Origin of the sequence: Janthinobacterium sp. HH102 (assembly GCF_001758625.2) — a bacterium.
Classification (GTDB): Bacteria; Pseudomonadota; Gammaproteobacteria; order Burkholderiales; family Burkholderiaceae_D; genus Janthinobacterium.
Genome location: NZ_CP062063.1, coordinates 1 through 22,315 on the forward strand (window position 1 = coordinate 1; position 22,315 = coordinate 22,315).

Below are 22,315 nucleotides of genomic sequence, written 5' to 3' on the forward strand. Positions count from 1 at the left end.
ACCCCTAGATCAAGGAAATGATGTTTGAGAATGTGAGGCAACGTAGTGCCGCGCTGGCCGAGCCAAAACCGACACCCCGGGAAGTTGCAGAAAAGCTTATGGTGGGGATTGTCCTTCATGATAATCGCAATACCCTGGCGGAAGGGTGGGCATTTTTGCCTGGCCGCGCTCCGTTCCGGGTGAGGGGACTTTACGACTTACCAAACGACGCAATGTGGGTATCTTCGGGCGACTTTCAGGATTTTCGCAAACTCGGCCAGGCGCAAATGCATCACGTGCGGCGGACTGGCTATCTTGGACTGAAGCTGTCCGAAATCGCTATAGATTTTGGTATTCGTATCGACGGTCATCATGCATTGAAGGGAGGGCAGGCGCTTGCTGTATACGTACAACACGCTGTTCGCATGGCCGTCGAGGTGTATGGACTCGATGACCCGATGCGAAATTTGCAGGACGACACTCTGGTTGCGACTATTAGCAAGGTCCTTCCGCCGGCCCCACCGTCGAAGGACATGTTGTTGCAAAAGTTGACTGCCGCCTACCAGAGTTGGTCATCAAGATACACGCCATTTATGGATAACAGCGTGCGTGTGAGATTGCGATTCAATCGCATGCAGTACGCTGAATGGCTACTGAGCAATCCAGTGCCAGATGCAGGTTGGTCTCATGCATTGTCGGATCTCGGCTTTGATCATGACGCGGTGATGGCTGGGACATTTCCCCCAACATTGGTCCAGGCGGTTGTCGAGTTCGATGGCGTGCCGGCGGAATTGGCTGCGCTCATTGCATATGGCATCGGCGCAACACGTCAGCGCGCCAAGCGTACGTGGATGACGGATGTTGAATACAGGTGGATGAGCAAGTACGCACGTGTTCACGTGAAGTCATACTTGGTATCGGCCGCCTGCCTGCCCTTACCAACCGGTTGTCAGCTGCCGCCAATGTTGGCCCAGGACAGACTGGTAAAGGCGCTTCCTGCCTCGGGACTAGTTTCGTATATGCATTGCCAGGCACTGATGTCGGCTAAATACTCGCGCGTAACAAATTCGAATGAGTACGATGTGCATGGAACATGGCTGCGTGCACACGACCGCGCTATTTGTTTCGAGGGGGCTCAACGCTTACAAGATGCAGGTTTTCAAGTGTCCGGTTACGGGAATGGGTCTGTAATCGTCAACGTCGATCGTGAGAAGTTGGTGGCGTTGGAGCAGGCAGCAGTCGCTATGGACTTCACGATGCCACGGTGGAACGCACTTTTACAGGAGTTTGGCTATGTCAGTCCCGATCATTCCCATTGACCCACTTGATAGGGCAATTAGCCAGATCGTCTGGCGCCTGCCACTAGAACTGACTGCTGAGATGGACTGCATTTTCCAACTTGCCCCAGTGAACCGCATCACGCGCTTGATGGAAATCATCACGGCAGCTGCCAAGAGTGATCCCAAGATCGTTGAGATCTTGCGCGAACCTGACGTTTTGCCAGGCCTTAAACAGCTGGCACACGAACGCCGTCTTGAGCAGGAAGCAGTAGAGCTGCGTCAGTCTGTGCGGGCTGGTTAACCGCGCCTAAACCCAATTATAAAGATATGACATGACCAATTTCTTGCTTAATCTTGCTGAATCTGCGCACGATACATTTGGTGGAGGCAGCGCTGATACGCATTGCCAGTGGCGCGGAGCCGTGGTGCCGGCGCAGCGGCTTGATCAGGGAGCGTATATCAGCGAGTTGTTGCAAGACAGTCATTTGCCAAAAAGCGTTCATGCTGGTGGACTTGCCGAGAAATCCGAACCATTCGCCGAGCCGTATACGCTTGAAATGGCAGATGGAACCCTGGTGTCGTTTATTCTAGTGCGTGGTGCACGCAACAATATTCGTGAGGCCGATGCTGCACGCATGGCAGAGCTGGTTTCGACAAAGGTCGCTGCTTATATGGCAGGTGGAAGCGGAAGTTCTTATTCCTTCGGATTGTATTTTTTGCATGATCCAAACACGGCCGCGCAGGTTTTCGAGCAGAAGATCGCTCCGATGTTGGCCACTGCAAAACGCCTTGGTGGAAATGCAGAGTCGTATCGCCGCGACTTAGGATCCCGGTTGTCAAATGGTGCGGCGGAAGAAATGACCCTGTTGACCGTGCGTACTCATATGAAAGCGCTTCGTCCTGACGAGATGAAGCGCGCGACCGATCAGTATCAGGACATGATTAAAAAAATCATGACCTCTGGAAAAGGGATCAAGAATGTTCCGCTAGCTTTGATTTCTCCATTCGGTCAAGTCTTGCTCAGCCGTAGTCCTGCAATATTGCAGCGTCACGAAGGTTTGGTGAAGAATCTGCTGAATGACTTCAATAGTCGCGCAATCGGATTGTCGATGCAGCTACTTGCGGTGCGTGAATCCTTTGAACGGGTCCGCCGATTTGCCGATCGCGAAGTACCGTTCCAGCCCGATTGGACAGCGCGACTCCTGGGGCAGGAGGGGGCTATCTATTCGTCGACTGCAGATAAGGGGGCGCCGACGCCGCTTTCATTGGGTATGCAAGTCCTGACTCGCAAGGTCATTGGCCATATCAGCAACTACGAGACAGCAACTCTCGGCCATACGTGGTATGGAACTGCGGTCATGGAGATTGGACCTGTATCACCGCGTAATCTGCCTTCGCAGACGATATTTTCTGCATTAATGACGAAAATACGATCAGTCGGTATCCCGATGAGCATTTCCTATGAAATCCTCCCCAAGGGGCTTGAATACAACCGACTAAATCAGCTTCTCAATTCGTTCCTGGCGCCTATTAATGCAACTAACCGCCAGATCCGAAATGCATTCCAGGAGCTGCGAGCGCATCACGAGCATAGAGCAGCAACTGACCCAATTGTTGGGCTGCGCGTGTCGTTTTCTACTTGGGCGCGTTCTCAGGATCGCGCGGAGAGTGCGCTACTGGAACTCGATTTGGCTGTGAAAAGCTGGGGAGGCATGCAGGCGAACCATGAGACAGGCGAGCCGGACGTCGCGCGCCTGTCTTGCATTCCAGAATATACCTCCGCCAGTTGCGCACCAGTCGTGCCTGCGCCGCTATCTGACGCGATTTATATGTCTCCCCTGATGCGTCCTGCTTCGCCTTGGGAAGCAGGCCAGTTGCAGTTCAAGACCAGCGATGGGGTGATCTATCCGGTAGCTATCGGGTCGCGAAAACATGCGTCGTTTGTCACTGGCTGGTGTGCTCCATCTGGATCGGGCAAGTCATTCTTGATGAATCGAGTCATGTATTGCCTTTCATTGACTCCAGGTGCGCAGCAATTGCCTTATGCGCTATACATTGACGTTGCGTACTCCGGGAAAGGATTCCTGAGGCATTTGCGCCGGGTACTGCCGCCAGAGTTGCATGACCAACTATTGTATTTCAAGGTCATCAATGATGCTTCAAATTGTGCGAATCCGCATGACTTACAGTTGGGATGCACGCGGCCGACAGGAGCCGAGATGGACTTTCAGGTGGCGGTCTATGAGGTAATTTTTAAAGGCTTAGGCGATGAAACAGGGGCCTTCATCAAGACCATGCTGAATGAGGCGTATCGAATGTTCGCTCCAGAGTCTACGGACGCTCGCGTATGGCAGGCCGCATACAGCGAGGCGATCACGGAGGAACTGCGCGAGATTGGGTACGATATAAATACGAAGCGTTCACCGACTGTCTTTCACGTGGTCGATGCATTGTTTGCCGCTGGCCGTATCGAGTCTGCGCGCGTTGCGCAGCGATTTGCCGTACCTCGCATGGAGGATATGACTAAGGTCATACAGAGTGATCGTGTCCAAGCAATCTACGGTACCGCCAAGGTGGGCGATGAACTTCTGACTGAGCGAGCATCACGGGCACTGTTGAATGCCACCAACGAATATGCGGTCCTGGCAGGTGTAACGCGCGTCAATACGGATAATGCCAGGATTATGGTGGTGGATCTGCAGAACGTGTTGGGCGGATCGTCGTCAAGCGGTAAAGAGTTTGCGGGAATGATGTACCTTTACGCTCGGCATCTGGGCGCGCGAAACTTCTTCCTCGACGTCGACGAGATGGAGATGCTGGTACGGCCAGAGTATCGCGATTATCAAATCCGGCGAGTGCGCGAGATTCAGCAAACGCCGAAGGTGCTTACTTATGAAGAGTGGCACAACGTGAATTCTGTCGATGGCTTGGTGGGTCTGAATATCAAGGAGACACGGGAGACTAGGAAGTTCAAGGTCTACTTGAACTTTGTAACTCAGTACATCACCGACTATCCACAAGAGATTCTGGACGGTATGACGACGGTGATGGTCGTTGGCCAGCAGTCCGAAGCACAGAACGTATATGCGCGTGACCAGTTGGCTCTCTCCGATACTGACCTCGATATTTTGCGGAACGGACTCGACCGCCAGGGCCGCATCTGGGCATGGTTCCGACTGAAAGATGGCATGGTGACGGCCGTGTTTGATAATGAAGTTGGCCCGATAGAGACGTGGTGCTACACGACTGACGACACAGATGCGCCTCTGCGAACAGAACTGGAGACCCTAATCGGTGAAGGTCCAGCCATTGAGCTTCTGGCACGCGAGTTCCCGAAGGGTTCGGCGGCTGGGTATATCGAACAGCGTGCCCGGTTGATGGGTACTCAACGCATTGGAGATAAAGCGACCACACTCACCTCTATTCTTGCGCGTGAGTTGGCGGAGAAGTATCACGATCAAGCTCGACAGTTCCACTCAGCATGAAATCGACCAAGTTATGCACAGAAATGTGGATAACTTGGTCTTTTTAATGCCCAAACGATGTATTCATGCGGCTTCTATCGGTCGATCCAAAAAAGAGGCAGGTTAAACCGCAAGGATTCAGGTACGCCTGGACGATGGTTAAGCGCCGGGTAGCGGCTGGAGCACGTCGTCGACGTGGTACTGGCCACTGCGGCGGCCGCGCGCGGCGCGCCGGCGGCGCCGGCGTGGGCCCGGCCGGTGATCAGCTGCAGGAACGTGTTGGCGCCGGCCAGGCGCCGTGCAGCAGCTGGAGCGCGCCATCGACCCGGTGTTGGCCACTGCGGCGGCCGCGCGCGGCGCGCCGGCGGCGTCGGCGTCGGCGTCGGCGAGGATCCGGCCGGTGATCAGCTGCAGGAACGTGTTGGCGCCGGCCAGGCACCGTGCAGCAGCTGGTGCGCGCCGTCGACGTGGTGTTGGCCACCGCGGCAGCCGCGTTCGGCGCGCCGGCGGCGCCGTCGAGGATCCGGCCGGATATCTGCTGCAGGAACGTGTTGGCGCCGGCCAGGCGCCGTGCAGCAGCTGGAGCACGCCATCGACCCGGTGCTGGCCACTGCGGGGGCCGCGCGCGGCGCGCCGGCGGCGCCGGCGTGGGCCCGGCCGGTGATCAGCTGCAGGAACGTGTTGGCGCCGGCCAGGCGCCGTGCAGCAGCTGGAGCGCGCCATCGACCCGGTGTGGGCCACTGCGGCGGCCGCGCGCGGCGCGCCGGCGGCGTCGGCGTCGGCGTCGGCGAGGATCCGGCCGGTGATCAGCTGCAGGAACGTGTTGGCGCCGGCCAGGCGCCGTGCAGCAGCTGGAGCGCGCCATCGACCCGGTGTTGGCCACTGCGGCGGCCGCGCGCGGCGCGCCGGCGGCGTCGGCGTCGGCGTCGGCGAGGATCCGGCCGGTGATCAGCTGCAGGAACGTGTTGGCGCCGGCCAGGCACCGTGCAGCAGCTGGTGCGCGCCGTCGACGTGGTGTTGGCCACCGCGGCAGCCGCGTTCGGCGCGCCGGCGGCGCCGTCGAGGATCCGGCCGGATATCTGCTGCAGGAACGTGTTGGCGCCGGCCAGGCGCCGTGCAGCAGCTGGAGCACGCCATCGACCCGGTGCTGGCCACTGCGGGGGCCGCGCGCGGCGCGCCGGCGGCGCCGGCGTGGGCCCGGCCGGTGATCAGCTGCAGGAACGTGTTGGCGCCGGCCAGGCGCCGTGCAGCAGCTGGAGCGCGCCATCGACCCGGTGTGGGCCACTGCGGCGGCCGCGCGCGGCGTCGGCGTCGGCGAGGATCCGGCCGGTGATCAGCTGCAGGAACGTGTTGGCGCCGGCCGGGCGCCGTGCAGCAGCTGGTGCGCGCCGTCGACGTGGTGTTGGCCACCGCGGCAGCCGCGTTCGGCGCGCCGGCGGCGCCGTCGAGGATCCGGCCGGATATCTGCTGCAGGAACGTGTTGGCGCCGGCCAGGCGCCGTGCAGCAGCTGGAGCACGCCATCGACCCGGTGCTGGCCACTGCGGGGGCCGCGCGCGGCGCCGGCGGCGCCGGCGTGGGCCCGGCCGGTGATCAGCTGCAGGAACGTGTTGGCGCCGGCCAGGCGCCGTGCAGCAGCTGGAGCGCGCCATCGACCCGGTGTGGGCCACTGCGGCGGCCGCGCGCGGCGCGCCGGCGGCGTCGGCGTCGGCGTCGGCGAGGATCCGGCCGGTGATCAGCTGCAGGAACGTGTTGGCGCCGGCCAGGCACCGTGCAGCAGCTGGTGCGCGCCGTCGACGTGGTGTGGGCCACCGCGGCAGCCGCGTTCGGCGCGCCGGCGGCGCCGTCGAGGATCCGGCCGGATATCTGCTGCAGGAACGTGTTGGCGCCGGCCAGGCGCCGTGCAGCAGCTGGAGCACGCCATCGACCCGGTGCTGGCCACTGCGGGGGCCGCGCGCGGCGCGCCGGCGGCGCCGGCGTGGGCCCGGCCGGTGATCAGCTGCAGGAACGTGTTGGCGCCGGCCAGGCGCCGTGCAGCAGATGGAGCGCGCCATCGACCCGGTGTGGGCCACTGCGGCGGCCGCGCGCGGCGCGCCGTCGGCGAGGATCCGGCCGGTGATCAGCTGCAGGAACGTGTTGGCGCCGGCCAGGCGCCGTGCAGCAGCTGGAGCGCGCCATCGACCCGGTGTGGGCCACTGCGGCGGCCGCGCGCGGCGCGCCGGCGGCGTCGGCGTCGGCGTCGGCGAGGATCCGGCCGGTGATCAGCTGCAGGAACGTGTTGGCGCCGGCCGGGCGCCGTGCAGCAGCTGGTGCGCGCCGTCGACGTGGTGTTGGCCACCGCGGCAGCCGCGTTCGGCGCGCCGGCGGCGCCGTCGAGGATCTGGCCGGATATCTGCTGCAGGAACGTGTTGGCGCCGGCCAGGCGCCGTGCAGCAGCTGGAGCACGCCATCGACCCGGTGCTGGCCACTGCGGGGGCCGCGCGCGGCGCGCCGGCGGCGCCGGCGTGGGCCCGGCCGGTGATCAGCTGCAGGAACGTGTTGGCGCCGGCCAGGCGCCGTGCAGCAGCTGGAGCGCGCCATCGACCCGGTGTGGGCCACTGCGGCGGCCGCGCGCGGCGCGCCGGCGGCGTCGGCGTCGGCGAGGATCCGGCCGGTGATCAGCTGCAGGAACGTGTTGGCGCCGGCCAGGCACCGTGCAGCAGCTGGTGCGCGCCGTCGACGTGGTGTGGGCCACCGCGGCAGCCGCGTTCGGCGCGCCGGCGGCGCCGTCGAGGATCCGGCCGGATATCTGCTGCAGGAACGTGTTGGCGCCGGCCAGGCGCCGTGCAGCAGCTGGAGCACGCCATCGACCCGGTGCTGGCCACTGCGGGGCCGCGCGGCGCGCCGGCGGCGCCGGCGTGGGCCCGGCCGGTGATCAGCTGCAGGAACGTGTTGGCGCCGGCCAGGCGCCGTGCAGCAGCTGGAGCGCGCCATCGACCCGGTGTGGGCCACTGCGGCGGCCGCGCGCGGCGCGCCGGCGGCGTCGGCGTCGGCGAGGATCCGGCCGGTGATCAGCTGCAGGAACGTGTTGGCGCCGGCCAGGCACCGTGCAGCAGCTGGTGCGCGCCGTCGACGTGGTGTGGGCCACCGCGGCAGCCGCGTTCGGCGCGCCGGCGGCGCCGTCGAGGATCCGGCCGGATATCTGCTGCAGGAACGTGTTGGCGCCGGCCAGGCGCCGTGCAGCAGCTGGAGCACGCCATCGACCCGGTGCTGGCCACTGCGGGGGCCGCGCGGCGGCGCCGGCGGCGCCGGCGTGGGCCCGGCCGGTGATCAGCTGCAGGAACGTGTTGGCGCCGGCCAGGCGCCGTGCAGCAGATGGAGCGCGCCATCGACCCGGTGTGGGCCACTGCGGCGGCCGCGCGCGGCGCGCCGTCGGCGTCGGCGTCGGCGTCGGCGAGGATCCGGCCGGTGATCAGCTGCAGGAACGTGTTGGCGCCGGCCAGGCACCGTGCAGCAGCTTGTGCGCGCCCTAAACATGGTGCTGGTCAACGCGCCGGCGATCGCGCAAGGTCGGTATGGTATTGCGGCGCCCGGTTGTAAATCAGATTATTTGCAACCACGCCTTGCCGATATTTTTATGATGGAGGCATCAGTGATCGCATATTGCGGTCATATGAGGCGGGTATTCGAAGTAATATTTTTAGCGATATGGCATCGTCGTCGGCCCAGACGTTGTCCTTCTGATCTGGGCCTAATTCTTGAAGGGAAACATCATGTTTGGTCGCATCAACGGAAACGCAAATGGCAGTACCACTTACGTGAACTACAACGGCAAGACCGGTCTGTTCACAATCGACCACAAAGCCCAAAACGCTGAAGGAACTCTCCGCGAACACAAGACCAGCGGTGGTCGCATGGTGTACAAGGAAGAGTACCCGGACATGATTTCGGCCTTTGTGCGCCGCGTCCTGATCAAGGAAGAAGATGTTTACCAGAAGCCGGGCGAAAAAGAAAGCAAGATTCTGGTATCCCTTCGCAGTCCGGACGGCAAGGATGCGCTCGTGAAGTTTAGCCTGGGCAGCAGCGCGCTGCAGGTGTTGGGCGCCATCAACGCCGCTGACCTGACACAGCCAATTACGCTGAAAAGCTACGTTTTTGCGGCCGGCACCAAGGGCAAAGACCGTGCCGGCAACGATGTTGTCCGCGCGAAGGACGAAGTTCGTCTGGTCGGTTACCAGGGTGAGCAGAAACTGGCCAACAAGTACGGTGAAGGTGAAGTTGTCATCCCGAAGATTGACAAGATCGAAGTGGTGCACCCGGTCACCAAGAAGATCATCGAAACCGTCAATGATTTTACTGCCCAGCAGGAATTCACGCTGGGCTTGGCACGCGACGTCGATGCCAAGGTCAAAGCCGCTTCGGGCTCGCAGCCGGCGCCGGTAGCGCCACAAGCACAGCCGGCTCCGGCTTCGACGGTTGATGATGACCAGGCGTTGTCGGCTACGGACATCCTGGGCGAAGACGACGGTGGTGCAGCCGACGCCGCTGCCTTTGGCCAAGGCCAGTAACACCGTACACATACGAAAAAGCAGTTTTCGTTTTGAAAGCCCCGCCTAGTGCGGGGTTTTCTTCGTTTACAGGGATGCGGCGCAACCACGCCACAGAACTTCAATTACCGTAGCGCTATATGTTTTATGCAACCACCAGTATTCTTAATTAGGAGTAGATATGCCCCTTTGGTTTGATCTCGGTAATCCGGAAGTAAAGCTTCGCTTCATCAAGGAAGAGGGTTTCAAGGAAAACCTACTGATTCTGATTGGGTTGACAAGGGGGTCATCGGAATGGGTAGCGTGCCAGGAAGCGCCCATGAACTTTGCACCAGTAAAAAGCGGAAAGCCGTTTCTAATTCGACCGTTTTCGCCAACCAAAACCCTAATGTTATCGGAGATTCGTGATGTTTTTCCGCTTGCGCGCCATATTCAAATTGCCTCACCCCAGGATGTACGTTTGCGACTACAGGGGGGGGCCAGGCTATCTCCCCAGGAAATGGCTATAGCGGCGGCAATGCAGGTGGCAGTACCAATTGGTTTGAACATGAGCAGTCATCGAGTTTTTGAGTTGCCGGATGGGAGTCGTTTCGTTGTCGATACCGAAGGAAACCGCGTTGAAGAAGCCCGTTTGTCACCAGCGCATATTTTGCGAGCCGACAACTCCAATCTTGTGAGTTGCGCTCGAGGATTTATCGCTGGGCTAATGGCAGGCGCGCATGCTGACGTCGCTGACGTGAACCGATTCGTCGATGTACTTTACGGCCGCGGCACCTCGCTGGACAGCATCAAAGTTGAATCGGTGGCCCAGACCATTGAAGTCGAAATGGTCAATTATGTGCGCGAGCGCCATGAGCTAGCCGGTGATGCTGCGTATCGTGAGGCACAGCTACTGTACGAAAATTCCCCAATGTACGTCGGACCGAAGAAAGGCGCCGGCGCGATTCCACTACCTGCAGCTGTGGCTGCACAGGAACTGGTCCGGGCGTTTGGTGGCGAAGGGCAAATCCCAATTTATATCCCGCAGCTGAGCGATGGTTCGATTGCGTCATTCTTAGGATCGTCCTACGTTGCCCTGACGGATCCTGTCTCGCCGGATAGTGGTAGTGCGCGCATGCGAGAACTCGTTCCTGCTGCTGTCAACTTCGTCGAGCGAGAATTAAATGAAACTGTGCCGCCGCATCGCCAGTCGTTGTTGACTAGCGATGATGTGAGTGCTGAATCTCTGTCCGAGATGCGGGCTTCGATGGCGCGTAGGCACATGAATGGGTTGTCCCTTCTCACATTTCCGGAACATGTGGGTACCACTGAAGTCGAGCGCCACACGGAGAAGCAACGGGTGGTTGCATTTCTTCATGCTCTGCAAGTTGATTATGACGTTCTGGGAATCGGCTTACTTTCGCCCGTAATGCGTCGGAAGATGAACCTCTCGTCGGGATTGATTATGGTCTCCGTAGGCCGAAAGTTCAGTGCCAAAGAACGCGAACTGCGTGGCGAGGACTGGGTACCGCGTCGCCAGGAGACAATGTACGACTGGGATGCGCTTCGCACGTTCACAAATGATGTACTGGTGCGTGTGCATGAGTCGGCCGGACATAAATTGACGGCTGAGGAAGAGGCCGCGATGCGCGCGAACGAAAATGCTGAGAACAGCTATCAGCTGCCGTATGAGGCATTCTCGCAAAATGGCGACATTCAATTGATGATCCCGCGTAACCTTGCCGGACCTACCTATAAGGCACTTCAAAGCCTGCAGGACCGCAGCGGCAATATCGACGAGTATGTTCGCAACGCTATCGGCTTCAACGAAGAGCAATTCGCCTACCTGGCGCCCGAGCAGGTAGATGCTTCGGCGCTGATGGTGAGTGCGATGGATCGGGACAAGGGTTTTGTTCTTGGGGACCAGACCGGTGCTGGCAAGGGAGCGACAATTGCAACGGCAGTGTCGTATGCCTGGCAGCGTGGACTGGCGGTGATCTTTGTGACCAAACAAGACAGCCTTTTTTCTGACTTTTACCGGGATTTGAAGAAGACAGGCTTACATACTCAACTACGACCGATGGTGCTCAACCATGGCGCGCAGGTGGTCGACCAGTTTTCGGATAACCTTGACAAAATTGCGAGTGGCATCTCGGCGAAGAAATTTGGTGAGAACTTCCAATTCGGTCTCGAAGGTTTCGGAAATCCAAACCTGGTGTTTTGCACATACTCGCAGTTTAGTAAGGGCGAGGATTCTGACAAGAGCGAGTGGATTAAATCGATCGCGCCGAAATGTATCGTCATCTTCGACGAATCCCATATTGCTGCCGGAGACACATCGCAGCTGGGTATCGTATGTACAGCAATGGCAAACGCGGCAAAGGCGGTTGTCTACTCATCGGCAACTTGGCTCAAGGATGCGCGCCAGATGAGTTTCTACAGCCGTATGCTGCCATCGTCGATCGACACAGCAATGGTGTCTGAAGCGATGCAAGCCGGTGGTGAGAGTATTCAGGAAGTATTTACGTCCATGCTTGCCGAGGACGGGCTCTTTATCCGCCGTGAACGCGACGCATCTCAGCTCGACATCATGATGGCGGTAGATGACGGCCGTCTTGTTGCGAATGAAAAGATTTCCGACCAAGTAGCAGTAATCTTGCAAGGCCTGCAGCGCTTGTGCGGAGTCACCGACCAGGTAGGTCGCCGCTTAACCCGGGCCCAGATTCAAAAGTTAGACATGGCTCAGCGCTTTATTGCCGCTACGCTGGAACGCGCCAATAACTCCTCCCGCCAGGCGATTGAGGCGTTGCGTGCACGCTCTGCGCAGGATGCCAATGAGCCAGATGGCGAGGTTGATGGTGACCAGAATAATGCGCTTGACGAAGCCGCTCGCCAAGCCGCTGCGCTGGTTGCAAGTACCTACGGGCAGCAGCAGGTTGCAAATGAAGATACCCTGGCAAGCCAGGCAGAGGCTGAGAATGAGCAATTCCTGGCTGCCGGCCATGCCGCGCATGTCATTGACGCACAATCCTTGGAAGCCGAGTCGGCCGAGGCGCTACTTGATGGGCGATACCCAGGGAATGCAGGCCTTATGAGTTTGCTGGACCTTCGGGTTGAGGATCTTGGCCTGACCGGCGATCTCGCTTCGAAGCTGTCAGCGGATATTGGGATGCTTTCCGAAGACGCTGATGCGGTCAAGCGTCTCCAAGGCGAGATGCGGCGGATTAAGAAGATGATAGACGGTGTGAAAACGCATACCACCAGCTTCGGCAGCTTGCTCTTCACAACCCAGCGTACGTTAAATGTTGCTCTACAGGCGCGTTTCGCCGGGGAGCGGGCAGTTGCCAAAATCCGTGATGGAAAGAAGCCGATTATTTTTCTCGAGCAGACGTTTGAGCAACGTATCAAAGATGCACTGGATGACCCTGACACGGCCAAGAACGCAGATGGTACCTACCATATTCGTCCTCAAACACTCAAGCTAACGCTGCGTGCGATGTATGACACGGTTGTTCGCATGACGCATGTCGACGCTGAGGGTAATCGAATTGAGGGCAATGTTCTTGACTCTCAATTCATGGCGTCGGAGGCCGAGCGCAACGCTATTAAAGAGGGACTCCAAACGTTGGACGAGATGATCGAGCAACTACCTGACGATCTGTACTGTTCACCGATCGATACGATATGCAATGCCATTCGGCAGGCAGGGTATTCTGTCGGCGAAGCCACAGGCCGCAAGTTCAAAGTGATTGAGATGACAGATTCTCACTGGGTTGTGGCGCCAAGGACCGCGCGTGAGTCGAAGATCAGCAATATCGAACGGGGCTTCAACTTTGGTGATTATGATGCCCTGGTTGGCAACAAGGCTATGTCGACGGGCATGAGCTTGCACGCATCGGAAGATTTTACGGACCAACGTCAGCGTGCCGAGATGTTCTGCCAAGTATTTGGTGATATCGTCGATTATGTGCAGGCGATCGGTCGAGCTGATCGTCGCGGTCAGGTAATACCTCCGGAAGTTGAGATGCTGGCGTCGGGTCTTCAGTCGGAGGCGCGCATTATGATGGTTCACTATGGCCATTTGCGAAAGTTGTACGCATCTGCGACAAGCAATCGTTCGAGCCGTTTTGAGTTGCACGAATTGCCCGACCTGTTCAATAACGTGGGCGATGCCTCAGTGCGTGATTTCCTTCAGGCTAATCCCGGTATTGCTACCCGTCTGGGTATTGAGTTTCGTTCCTTCATGCCAACGGCGGTCCACGACGATGGTACAGAGGTGAACATCTCAATGCATGGTTTGGCCAAGCGAACCGTTTCGCGTCTAGACTTGTTACCAGACAAAGAATCGCGAGTCGTTTATCACGAGATCACTTTCAACTTTAACGAGGTGGTTGCAGAGCTGAACGAGCAGGGCATTAACCCTCTGCGCACCAACGTCCTGAATATGGCGGATTGGGACGCGGCTGCAATTACAGGTTCAGAGGATCTACTGCCCGCTCGGTTAAATGATCATGGTGACGTTGATTCGGTGTTTGACGAAGCGGTGGAGTTACAGACTATTACCACGCGAACGATGATCACAGCACGCAAATGGAACGATGTATTAGCCGAGATTGAAAACAACACGCACCGGATGTTCTTCGAATCCCGTGCGGCACGTACAGCGCGGCAGGTGCCGGATTTCGTAGCTGATCTGGAAACAGCTGCCATCTACAAGTCGGCTGGTGAAAATGTGGTCGGCCCAATGATGGGTGCTCTTCGTATGGTGCCGTCAGGTCTGCGTGACCGCGTCGAGAAAATGTTCGATGCGATGTTGTTGATGATGCGGTCATCGGAAGCGGCGCGCCAGGGAGCTGATGTTACCGTCGATCCATCGCGCACAGCCGACGAAAACGGAAATCTGTTGATCACCCCGACTCAGGCGATTGAGCGCAGGCGTAACTGGGTGTTATCTCACCTTCAGCATCTCATGCCCGGTCAGTACGTTGTAGTGCGTGAGCGACACTTCGGCATCGGGGAAGAGCGAGTAGTGAGGGGGGCCGTGACTTCCCTCACGCTACCACCGCGCGGGCGCGAAACAAATCTTGCACGTTGGGTGGTAACGATCCAAATGGCGGGGTTTGCCGCGCCGCATCGCTTTACCTTGGCAGATCTCTACAAGAAGCAACTGATCGGCCTCGATACTTGGTTGCCTGGTGCTGCGAGCATTGACGACGGGCTTTTGAGTCGAGAGGTGCCTGAGGAGTTCAATTCATTCCTTGAGCGCGAGCACATTTCAAAGCGCTATGTTCTTTGTGGGAATTTGTTCCGCGCTGCATCTATCGCAGCTAAGCACAAGATCGGCGCCGGCGCCGTGCTGCAGATGCCGGCAGAGGCACCGCGCCGAGTCATTAACATTCGTCCAAATATGACGAAGGAATCAATCTACTCGACAGTTCCAGTCGAACTAGCGCCTGAAGGCGTGACAACCCTATTCTGCTCGACCTGGTCGGCGTTAAACCGTCCTCCGTCGAAGAATGCTCAGTACTGGCAAGATTTCCTGCGTTCTAACCTGGAGAGTCGAGCGCTGCATTCATCGGCCGACTCAAAAAATGCCGATGTATCGATCTATTGGTTGCCGGTCCGGTCGAGTTGGCAAAATGACCTACAGGAGGATTTAAGTCAGGAAGAGTTGAATCAGCGGCGGGATGTTCGCAATACCGGTCAGGTTGAGCACCTATTATCGGGAGTGGGAGCCAGGATCCGAAAGTCACGCCTCGATCGTAATGAGCAGTCGGCTCTGGCCAGTGCCATTAATGAGGAACTCGGGGCCGAAGTCGTCAAGATTGAGCGAGGGAAGCCGGGAGCGGCAACGGTGCGTGTATTGTTGCGTTTTACAGACGAAGAGGGTAACCGCGAGAGTGACGAGAAAATCCGCAATAAACTGGCAGTTTTTACCCGCCAAGTGATGCGCGCAACTGAGACACGTCAATTCTTTTCAACTTCGCCCGCAATGCGCTTGTTGGCCATGGCAGTGACTGAGCGTACACGAGAACAGTCGCGAGCGTTACGGGAGGCCGCATACGAATCGCAGTTGATGCGTCGCCAAATGCAACGCCTGCACTTAAGTGGAGATGGAGACGAGTATGAGGATGATAGTGGTCTAGATTCTGATGGGGGCGAGGACGAGGACGGGGCGGTGCTTCAATCACGGGCTGCCTGAAGCGAGGAGGCCGGAAATACCTTGGCTTTCTTCGATCATCAGCATAATTCATTCGTGTACGAGAAGTAGTGCGCTTTCAATTCGGCATTTCTTCTTGTACCATAGCCATCGTACGCAACAATACTTGGAAAAAAAAAGAAATGCCTCGAACTGTGATCCTGGTCGAAAAGGGGGCGGTAGCAAAGGAAGTTGCCTCCTTCCTTGCTAAGCAGCAGGGCGGCCGGGCCAAGCGCGAAGACTGCGGCTATCGACTGCCGAACGGCGATTTCGTCGGTTATACAAACGGTCATTTGGTCGAAATGGCTCCAATTGACCATTATTTGACTCCTGAGCATGATTGGGTCGATCCTTTGGAATATCTGCCCGTATTACCCCCTGTTCACATGCGTATGCCTCGGCCGCGCCGGAATGAGGACGGGTCGATGATGATGCGGGACGGCGCACCTGTGCCGGACTCGCTATTTGTCGCTATCGAGCGAGAGTTGCGGACTGCGGACATCATCATCAATGCTGGCGACAAGGGGCGCGAAGGGCAACTGGTTATGGATGAGTTGTTTCGTGTTCTCAGTATTGATCCATCAGGAGCAAATGTGCTTCGCGCGGCAGTCGCGGATATGCATCCTTCCGCCTTGGAAAAGGCGTTCGGCAATTTGACTCCCAACGCTTTACCACGGTGGCAGTTTTCCGGGGAGGCAGCTCGCGCTCGACAAGAAGGGGATTGGCTGCTGGGCTTTAATGGGTCCCGCGCCTACCAGTCACTTTTGGGCGAAAAATCGGTTGCAGTTGGACGGTTAAAAGGGCCAATTTTATGGTTAGTAAAGAAGAGGGAAGATGAAATCACTGCATTTGAGCCGATTGATTTCTTTACGCCGGTGATCACTCTCCAGGATGGAACCGAGTTACGGTGGAAAGCACGGCAAGGCGCCACTGCATCTGAAGGGTTTGATGCAGAAGGACGGATTACGCGAGAATCAGTTGCACGTTCAATTGTGGAGCGGATAAACGGCGGTTTAGAGGGCCGGTACAACAAGGCGGCAGTGCGACGCAAACGAAAAGCGCCACCGATGCCATATACAAAAACCACCCTTGAAATGGATGCATGCCAGCGCCTGGGTATCCCGATGGAAGACGTAACTGAAGCGATGCACAATCTATATCTGAAGCATCGTCTCATCTCGTATATCGGTACAGACTGCCCTTACATACCTGAGACGATGTTGTTGGAGGCCCGCGCCATCATGGCGGGATTGTCTCCCATGTTTGGAAAGATTATGCGCGGAGCTAACGCGAGCACGCGACCATACTCGGTTGACGATGGGAAGATAGGTGAGAATGAGCATCATGCGATTGTGCCTTTAGGAACGCTCCCCGTATCAGGCCGTGAGCTGAACTCCACTGAGCGAGAAGTCTTCGAAATGATCACGAATAGGTTCGCCGCACAGTTCTATCCCGACTTCGAATATGACGTGACAACTGTTGAAGCCGTGTTCGGGAACGATTTGTTTGCTAGTGACTCGACGCAGGTGGTGCGCTACGGTTGGACTGAGACGGAACCTGGACCGCCAGAGATGGATGTTGACGATGAGCCTTTGGCCGCATTGCCACATGAGACAGACTTGGAAGATGAACATTCAACGGAGGTTGTTTGAACAAGCCTGTTAACATCAGCGAGATCAGGGTCGGCGTGATCATAGGCGCCGTATCGGCGCGGGTGGATGTTACACAGAGCAAACCGCCGCCAAGGTACACTGAGGCGAGCTTGCTTGGTGACATGCTTTTTGCATCTCGCCACGCCAAAAATGAAGCTGACGCCGTGGTACTTGATGCGACGAATGGGATTGGCACAGCACGTACACGCAGCGAGGGCATTGTCGATTTGGTACGTAACAAATCACTTGTGCGTGAACTGGGCGCAGTAGAAGGGCGCCCGGCCACAGTGGTGCTGCTGACCGAAGCCGGCGCGATGCTTGAAGCTGCTCTACCAGCAGAGTTGAAAAGCGTTGGTTTAACGGCAAAATGGGAAATGCTTTGCCGGCGGATTGAGCGCGGAGAAATTTCAGCGGAACACTTCTTGGTTGTAATTCGCAAGTTTGTGACAGCTGTGGTTGATGACGTGAAAAAGCGCAAGGCAAGTGGTCGGAGTGCAACCACGTCGTCTCGGGTAGGCCAAAATTAACAAACGGTATAGCCGTAACTATTTCGAAGGTAACCACATGAATACGGAGCAAACGATGAGGACGCTGAACGGCGCACGCCGCGCCATTGGACTGAGTGGTCAAGGACTCGGCTGCAGCCCGGTCGTAGTCGCCACCATGCTCAAGCAGATCGATCGGATTGGTGCCGAAGCGCTGCCGACTACTGTAGCCGCGCTCACCAGCATTCTGGACAAGAAGGCCCCGATGTCGGAAAAGGTCGCCGCCAGTTCGCTGTCGGAGATCAATGCTCTGCGATCCCAGGTGAAAATGCGATTGACGCAGGAAATGGCTGATGCGGTGACGGAGCGTGAAGAAAATGGCCCGGACGAGATGGCACCAGGCCGTCCAAACTGATCGGGCGCCTTCATGAGTGACATCAACAAAGGCTTGTCGGTCGCCGTGCGCGCCATGGACGAACTGCCGGATGAGCAGAAAGCTGTGTTTCGCGCACGGTACGTTGCTGAGGAGGCGCGCGACGTGACGTGCAATCGCTTGGGCATCGCGCCAGAACGATACGACCAACTGCTGAAGGACACCTTGCGCTCCTTACGTTTGATGGTAGCAGCCACACCGCGTCTTATGGCCAATGCCTGAAGGTAACGATATGCCGAAAACAACGTTTAACGATAGAGAGTTCCCTGCCGAACTAATGGTCACAGAGGGCGTAGACGCGTTTTCCGAGCGCGGTCGAGGGATGATGTTCGTCGAGATGATTGCCGACGTTGCTTCTGACCTTGCGGCGCCTGGCAATGATCGCTACGACGAGACGTTGGCTTGGGTGATGGACTCGTCCAATCTGGAGTCCTGGGTTCAGATCGTCGACGCGTCGGTGATGGTCGTTCCAGTGCTTCAGGCTGCTTTTCTTGAGCGTCCGTGCGAACTTAAAGTCGCTTGCGAGTACCTGTCTCGCTCTGCATCGCGTACTGGTGGTGGCCTTGACCGGTTCATGCGTGCGATGGGGATGGATACCATAGGACAGGGTTCCTCGTTAGATGCTTGGGACGAACACGGAGATGTTCTCGAATTGGCTAGTTATTCGAACGTTTAGGTCAGGGCTGGTCCGCGACGTCGTCGCTGCAAACAATACTGGCCGGGCGTCGCCTCGGCAGGTCAACTTGGAGAAAAAACTTTGAATATTATGGAAGCACTGCTCGCAACCGCTGAGCGCGATGATCTGCCTGAAGACCAGCGGACGACATACTGGCTCGATGGCGGCATCGTTTATCCCGATGAAATTTTCTCGGCACAGGGCTTTATGCCGTTGCTCGGCCGGATGGCTGAACGCAAGCTGATGCGCACGTTGACCATTCCGGATATCCGCTGCGGCTTCTCATACATTCCAGATCGTGCAGGATTACTCGGTGAGTGTTTTTCTGCGGCGCCGTCAACTGGTGGTGTGCTGGAAGATGGCCTGCGTTTGGCTGCACTGGCAGAATCAGCACGCGATGTTCTGGGTATGGGCAAGCCTGGCATTATTAATATCACTCCAGTGTTCGATTTTTTCCAGGGTATGTCGCGTGATCAGCGAAACGCGCTGCAACAGGCAGAAGACAAGGAGTTGAAACAATGGCCACTGTACGAGCAACTCCAGTCGCAGGCGGCGTGACCGAGTCCAAGGTAGGGGGGGGAGTCGGTGATGCGCTTGAGCGGCACTTTCGCTCTGCCGCAGACGATTCCAAGGTCGATTTCTCGCCGGCCTGGACGGATGCAAGGGTATCGATCCGGTATTTGAACCACATGAGCCCACTGATGTTGGGCATTATCCAACGGCCGGGTACGAATGCTAGCTTGACTGAGCGCAAAGTGGCGTTGAACTTCATGATCGCGTCGACTGATGCTCTGGCAAAGGTCATGGCTGAGCGGCTCGCCGTTAGCCCGGAAGCCAAGGCTTATGAGCGCGTCGAGCTAAACTCACTGCTGGCGCATATAGTCGGTAGGATATGGGAAAAATCCAGCAGCGAGAATGAACAGGCACATGTCGACGACTTTGTTCGGACCGTGTCGTCTGCGTTCTCAGATCCTGGTTTCTTGTCAAGCCATACGAATCATGCCAAACGGATGATGGAGAAAGTCGGTTATTTGAAAGTCGATTCGCCTGAGACGATGCACACACGCATTCAACTGTCGATGCACCAAGCGATGCTGCGATTTTTCGAAGGTGTAACTGATGAACGGCTGTGCAACGGTAAGGGACTAGCCTTTACGTTTGGTTGCAAGAAAGCTGAGGTCGTGGCTGCTATGCAAGCGGATTTTGCTGAGGCCATCAACACATTCTTGTCGGAGATGTCATTTGCTCCGGTCCTATCAAATGACCAACGAACGACGGTGATGCAATCTTGGATAAGGCAAGCATCCGAAATTTATAGGGCCGAGTATGTTTCTAGGACTCAGCGAGTCATGGATTGGTTTCGCGCTGGTCAGGAGATATCCCAAGTTGACTTTGAGACCCGCTTCGTTCGAGCAACAAAAAGTCTACCGGAAGTCCTTCAAAAAACCCGGACTGTTACGATCGATATTCTATCGGATTTAGTGGGAATTTCTGGTTTCGACGGTTCTTTACAGGCTCCCAACGTTGAACCGCAAGTGCCTAAGGCCGGGCATCCCCAGTAGCGCGAGAAATGTTTCCGTGCGACACTGACGCATTATTACAAAAGGTCCCAAAATGAAACGCCGATTTTTTTTGCCGTTTGTTGTTCTGTTTTATGTGCATAGCACATCATTTGCAATCGCTGCCAGTTGCTCTGAATTTCGGTCGGACATGCAATCCATCCAGCAGCAAGTGCGACAGGTCGAGTACAACCGCTCGTCCTCTGGCCTTGATGCCGTGCAGCAGGCATCACGAATAGTGAAGGCATCCTGCCTTGACCAGCTCTCTGCACTCGACATGACCTCGTTCGGATTTACGCCTGGTGCGTCGGCGATGGTTACCAAATTAGCTAATCAAGCGTGCCAAAAGTTATCGCAAGAACTGTCCGACAAGATCAAGGAGGTAAATCAGAAGGCCACGCAAGGTATTAACAGCGCGATCAATGGCGCTTCTATCCCCGGTGTGTCTCCTGGTACGCTCAATGATGCTATTAAGGGTGGTGTGGGTGGCGCAATTCAACAGGCTACATCAGTGGCAAACCCACCATCATTGACAAATAAGGCTGCTGACTACGTGGCAAACACGTGGGATTCGCTGAAAAATATGATCATGCCGTGAGGATGAGATGAAATACAAAAAGACGATTTTGGCGGTTGCAGTGTTTTCCGCCTTTACAATATCTTCCCCTTCGTTTGCGCTGAGCGATGCTGGGATATTGGCACCATTGATCAAATTGACAACGGTAGCTGTGAATGGCACCACTGCCGCGGTCACATCGGGATTCACAACGGTGATGCAGGCATTACTGCGCATTGAGAACACAATGAGCGCCAACTCGGCTAAAGTTGCCAATCAAATTGCGGAGTCAAATCAGAACCAGGTTGAGCGCAACATCGACGTTGAGCGTTCAAAGCAGGCATACGAGCTGGAGAAATCCACGCGCATGCCGCTTGACCCGTGCGCCAATGCATCTCGCGGCCTGTCTGATCCGAGTTTTGACAGGGTTAATCCGGGTTTCAACGGTTCAAGTGGTGGTGCCTTTGGCCCGCGCGGCTCTGGCGGTGGAGGAGGGAGGCCGTCGACTGGTTCACCATCGATGGACAAGGCAGTAGCGATCGCGCGCAATGACGAATTTGCTCCACCGCCTGAAGTACAAGCTGTGATGGCGCAGCGTGGCGCGTGCGAGGCATACGCCAGCGGTAAGGTGCGTGCGCAATCGTGTACCTGGGCTGGTACGAACCCTGCCGTATCTACTGGCCTACCTGACGCAGACATCCGTGCTTCAACCGTGTTCGACGGGGCGCAAACAAAAGCCGATCAGGGTAAGGTATCGCTGTCCTTTAACGAGAAGCAGCTGGCAGCGGCGACTGCATATGTGCGAAACCTCTCGGCACCAGTCCAGCTGCGTGATTTGACAAAGGTCGAATCCCAGACTGATGAAGGGCGGAGGTATCTGGCGCTTCGCGATAGCTTTCAGGCAAGAGTTGATTTGGCGATGCGCCCGATTGAAGAATGGACAAGTAATCGTACGAAGTACGCAGCGACGATCCCGATTTTGCAGGCGATGCAGGAAGGAGGCGGTGCCGCTTCGCGTTATCTTGCAAAGCACCTCCCCCAAGCGGCCCCTGACTGGCAATCAAAGGGTATTTCACTCCACCAATTGCAGTACATTGATGCAGCGCGTCGCTACGACAACCCTGAGTGGATTAAGGAGATTGGTTCCGGCGACGCGGTTACTCTTCAACGAGAGCAATTGCAGATTTCCGCACAGATGGCCAGCCTTATGTCAAAGAGTCTGATGGAGACCCAAAAGACAAATGCATTGCTCGGTGCCGTCTACCAAGCATCCCTCAATAAGGACTTTATGCCTGAGTTGGCTGCTCAGCACAAGCGGGCAACGGCGACGCGCTGAAGTAGCATTAACGAACTTGTTCGCCAATCGTGACTACAACATAAATAGATTACACGGGGTCGGAATGGTCTGACTCCGTGCAATTCTAGGAGTAATCATGTTCACGTTTATCATCGGCGACACCATCACCATCACTCGTCCCAACGGCACTACCGAAACCTATACGCTCTATGGCGGTCAGCAAATTGCATTT

At 57.1% G+C, this 22,315-nt stretch carries 14 protein-coding genes; all 14 read left to right on the forward strand.

What is annotated here, in order from left to right:
* The first annotated feature begins 17 nt into the window (after positions 1-17).
* The 14 genes from JAB4_RS28710 (at position 18) to JAB4_RS28775 (ending at position 22,122) form a co-directional block, all read left to right on the forward strand.
* Positions 18-1,298 (forward strand): hypothetical protein, encoded by a 1,281-nt coding sequence (locus JAB4_RS28710; RefSeq protein WP_139143824.1) that lies wholly within the window; start codon positions 18-20, stop codon positions 1,296-1,298.
* Positions 1,273-1,560: a hypothetical protein gene (locus JAB4_RS28715; protein ID WP_070225036.1), complete on the forward strand. Its 288-nt coding sequence runs from the start codon at positions 1,273-1,275 to the stop codon at positions 1,558-1,560. Before JAB4_RS28710 ends, JAB4_RS28715 begins: the two co-directional genes overlap by 26 nt.
* 31 nt (positions 1,561-1,591) lie before the next feature.
* A complete protein-coding gene (locus JAB4_RS28720; protein WP_070308532.1) occupies positions 1,592-4,744 on the forward strand; it encodes a hypothetical protein in 3,153 nt (1,050 codons plus the stop codon).
* Positions 4,745-8,473: 3,729 nt separating this feature from the next.
* The gene (locus JAB4_RS28725; protein ID WP_070221303.1) at positions 8,474-9,268 is read left to right on the forward strand and encodes a hypothetical protein; all 795 of its coding nucleotides are present in this window, start codon (positions 8,474-8,476) and stop codon (positions 9,266-9,268) included.
* Positions 9,269-9,428: 160 nt separating this feature from the next.
* Positions 9,429-15,428 carry a strawberry notch-like NTP hydrolase domain-containing protein gene (locus JAB4_RS28730; RefSeq protein WP_070308529.1) on the forward strand — a complete coding sequence of 2,000 codons (6,000 nt, stop codon included), beginning with the start codon at positions 9,429-9,431 and terminating at the stop codon, positions 15,426-15,428.
* Between the two features lie 68 nt (positions 15,429-15,496).
* The gene (locus JAB4_RS31000) at positions 15,497-17,077 is read left to right on the forward strand and encodes a DNA topoisomerase (protein WP_139143821.1); all 1,581 of its coding nucleotides are present in this window, start codon (positions 15,497-15,499) and stop codon (positions 17,075-17,077) included.
* Positions 17,074-17,604, forward strand: coding sequence for a DNA topoisomerase (locus JAB4_RS31005; RefSeq protein WP_070221300.1), 531 nt, complete (start codon positions 17,074-17,076; stop codon positions 17,602-17,604). The genes JAB4_RS31000 and JAB4_RS31005 overlap by 4 nt, the downstream gene beginning before the upstream one ends.
* A 37-nt stretch (positions 17,605-17,641) precedes the next feature.
* Positions 17,642-17,977, forward strand: coding sequence for a hypothetical protein (locus JAB4_RS28745; protein ID WP_139143820.1), 336 nt, complete (start codon positions 17,642-17,644; stop codon positions 17,975-17,977).
* A gap of 12 nt (positions 17,978-17,989) precedes the next feature.
* Positions 17,990-18,217 (forward strand): hypothetical protein, encoded by a 228-nt coding sequence (locus JAB4_RS28750; protein ID WP_070221298.1) that lies wholly within the window; start codon positions 17,990-17,992, stop codon positions 18,215-18,217.
* A 10-nt stretch (positions 18,218-18,227) separates the two neighbouring features.
* Complete coding sequence (locus JAB4_RS28755) at positions 18,228-18,671, forward strand: hypothetical protein (RefSeq protein WP_070221297.1); 444 nt, start codon at positions 18,228-18,230, stop codon at positions 18,669-18,671.
* Between the two features lie 90 nt (positions 18,672-18,761).
* A complete protein-coding gene (locus tag JAB4_RS28760) occupies positions 18,762-19,229 on the forward strand; it encodes a hypothetical protein (protein ID WP_070221296.1) in 468 nt (155 codons plus the stop codon).
* Positions 19,190-20,233: a hypothetical protein gene (locus tag JAB4_RS28765; RefSeq protein WP_070308528.1), complete on the forward strand. Its 1,044-nt coding sequence runs from the start codon at positions 19,190-19,192 to the stop codon at positions 20,231-20,233. Before JAB4_RS28760 ends, JAB4_RS28765 begins: the two co-directional genes overlap by 40 nt.
* 52 nt (positions 20,234-20,285) lie before the next feature.
* Complete coding sequence (locus tag JAB4_RS28770) at positions 20,286-20,828, forward strand: hypothetical protein (RefSeq protein ID WP_139143819.1); 543 nt, start codon at positions 20,286-20,288, stop codon at positions 20,826-20,828.
* Positions 20,829-20,835: 7 nt separating this feature from the next.
* The gene (locus tag JAB4_RS28775) at positions 20,836-22,122 is read left to right on the forward strand and encodes a hypothetical protein (protein ID WP_070221293.1); all 1,287 of its coding nucleotides are present in this window, start codon (positions 20,836-20,838) and stop codon (positions 22,120-22,122) included.
* The last annotated feature ends 193 nt before the right edge of the window (positions 22,123-22,315 follow it).

Coding starts and splice junctions, on each gene's coding strand:
- JAB4_RS28710 (WP_139143824.1), top strand. CDS start 18: ATGATGTTTGAGAATGTGAGGCAACGTAGTGCCGCGCTGGCCGAGCCA.
- JAB4_RS28715 (WP_070225036.1), top strand. CDS start 1,273: ATGTCAGTCCCGATCATTCCCATTGACCCACTTGATAGGGCAATTAGC.
- JAB4_RS28720 (WP_070308532.1), top strand. CDS start 1,592: ATGACCAATTTCTTGCTTAATCTTGCTGAATCTGCGCACGATACATTT.
- JAB4_RS28725 (WP_070221303.1), top strand. CDS start 8,474: ATGTTTGGTCGCATCAACGGAAACGCAAATGGCAGTACCACTTACGTG.
- JAB4_RS28730 (WP_070308529.1), top strand. CDS start 9,429: ATGCCCCTTTGGTTTGATCTCGGTAATCCGGAAGTAAAGCTTCGCTTC.
- JAB4_RS28745 (WP_139143820.1), top strand. CDS start 17,642: ATGAATACGGAGCAAACGATGAGGACGCTGAACGGCGCACGCCGCGCC.
- JAB4_RS28750 (WP_070221298.1), top strand. CDS start 17,990: ATGAGTGACATCAACAAAGGCTTGTCGGTCGCCGTGCGCGCCATGGAC.
- JAB4_RS28755 (WP_070221297.1), top strand. CDS start 18,228: ATGCCGAAAACAACGTTTAACGATAGAGAGTTCCCTGCCGAACTAATG.
- JAB4_RS28760 (WP_070221296.1), top strand. CDS start 18,762: ATGGAAGCACTGCTCGCAACCGCTGAGCGCGATGATCTGCCTGAAGAC.
- JAB4_RS28765 (WP_070308528.1), top strand. CDS start 19,190: ATGGCCACTGTACGAGCAACTCCAGTCGCAGGCGGCGTGACCGAGTCC.
- JAB4_RS28770 (WP_139143819.1), top strand. CDS start 20,286: ATGAAACGCCGATTTTTTTTGCCGTTTGTTGTTCTGTTTTATGTGCAT.
- JAB4_RS28775 (WP_070221293.1), top strand. CDS start 20,836: ATGAAATACAAAAAGACGATTTTGGCGGTTGCAGTGTTTTCCGCCTTT.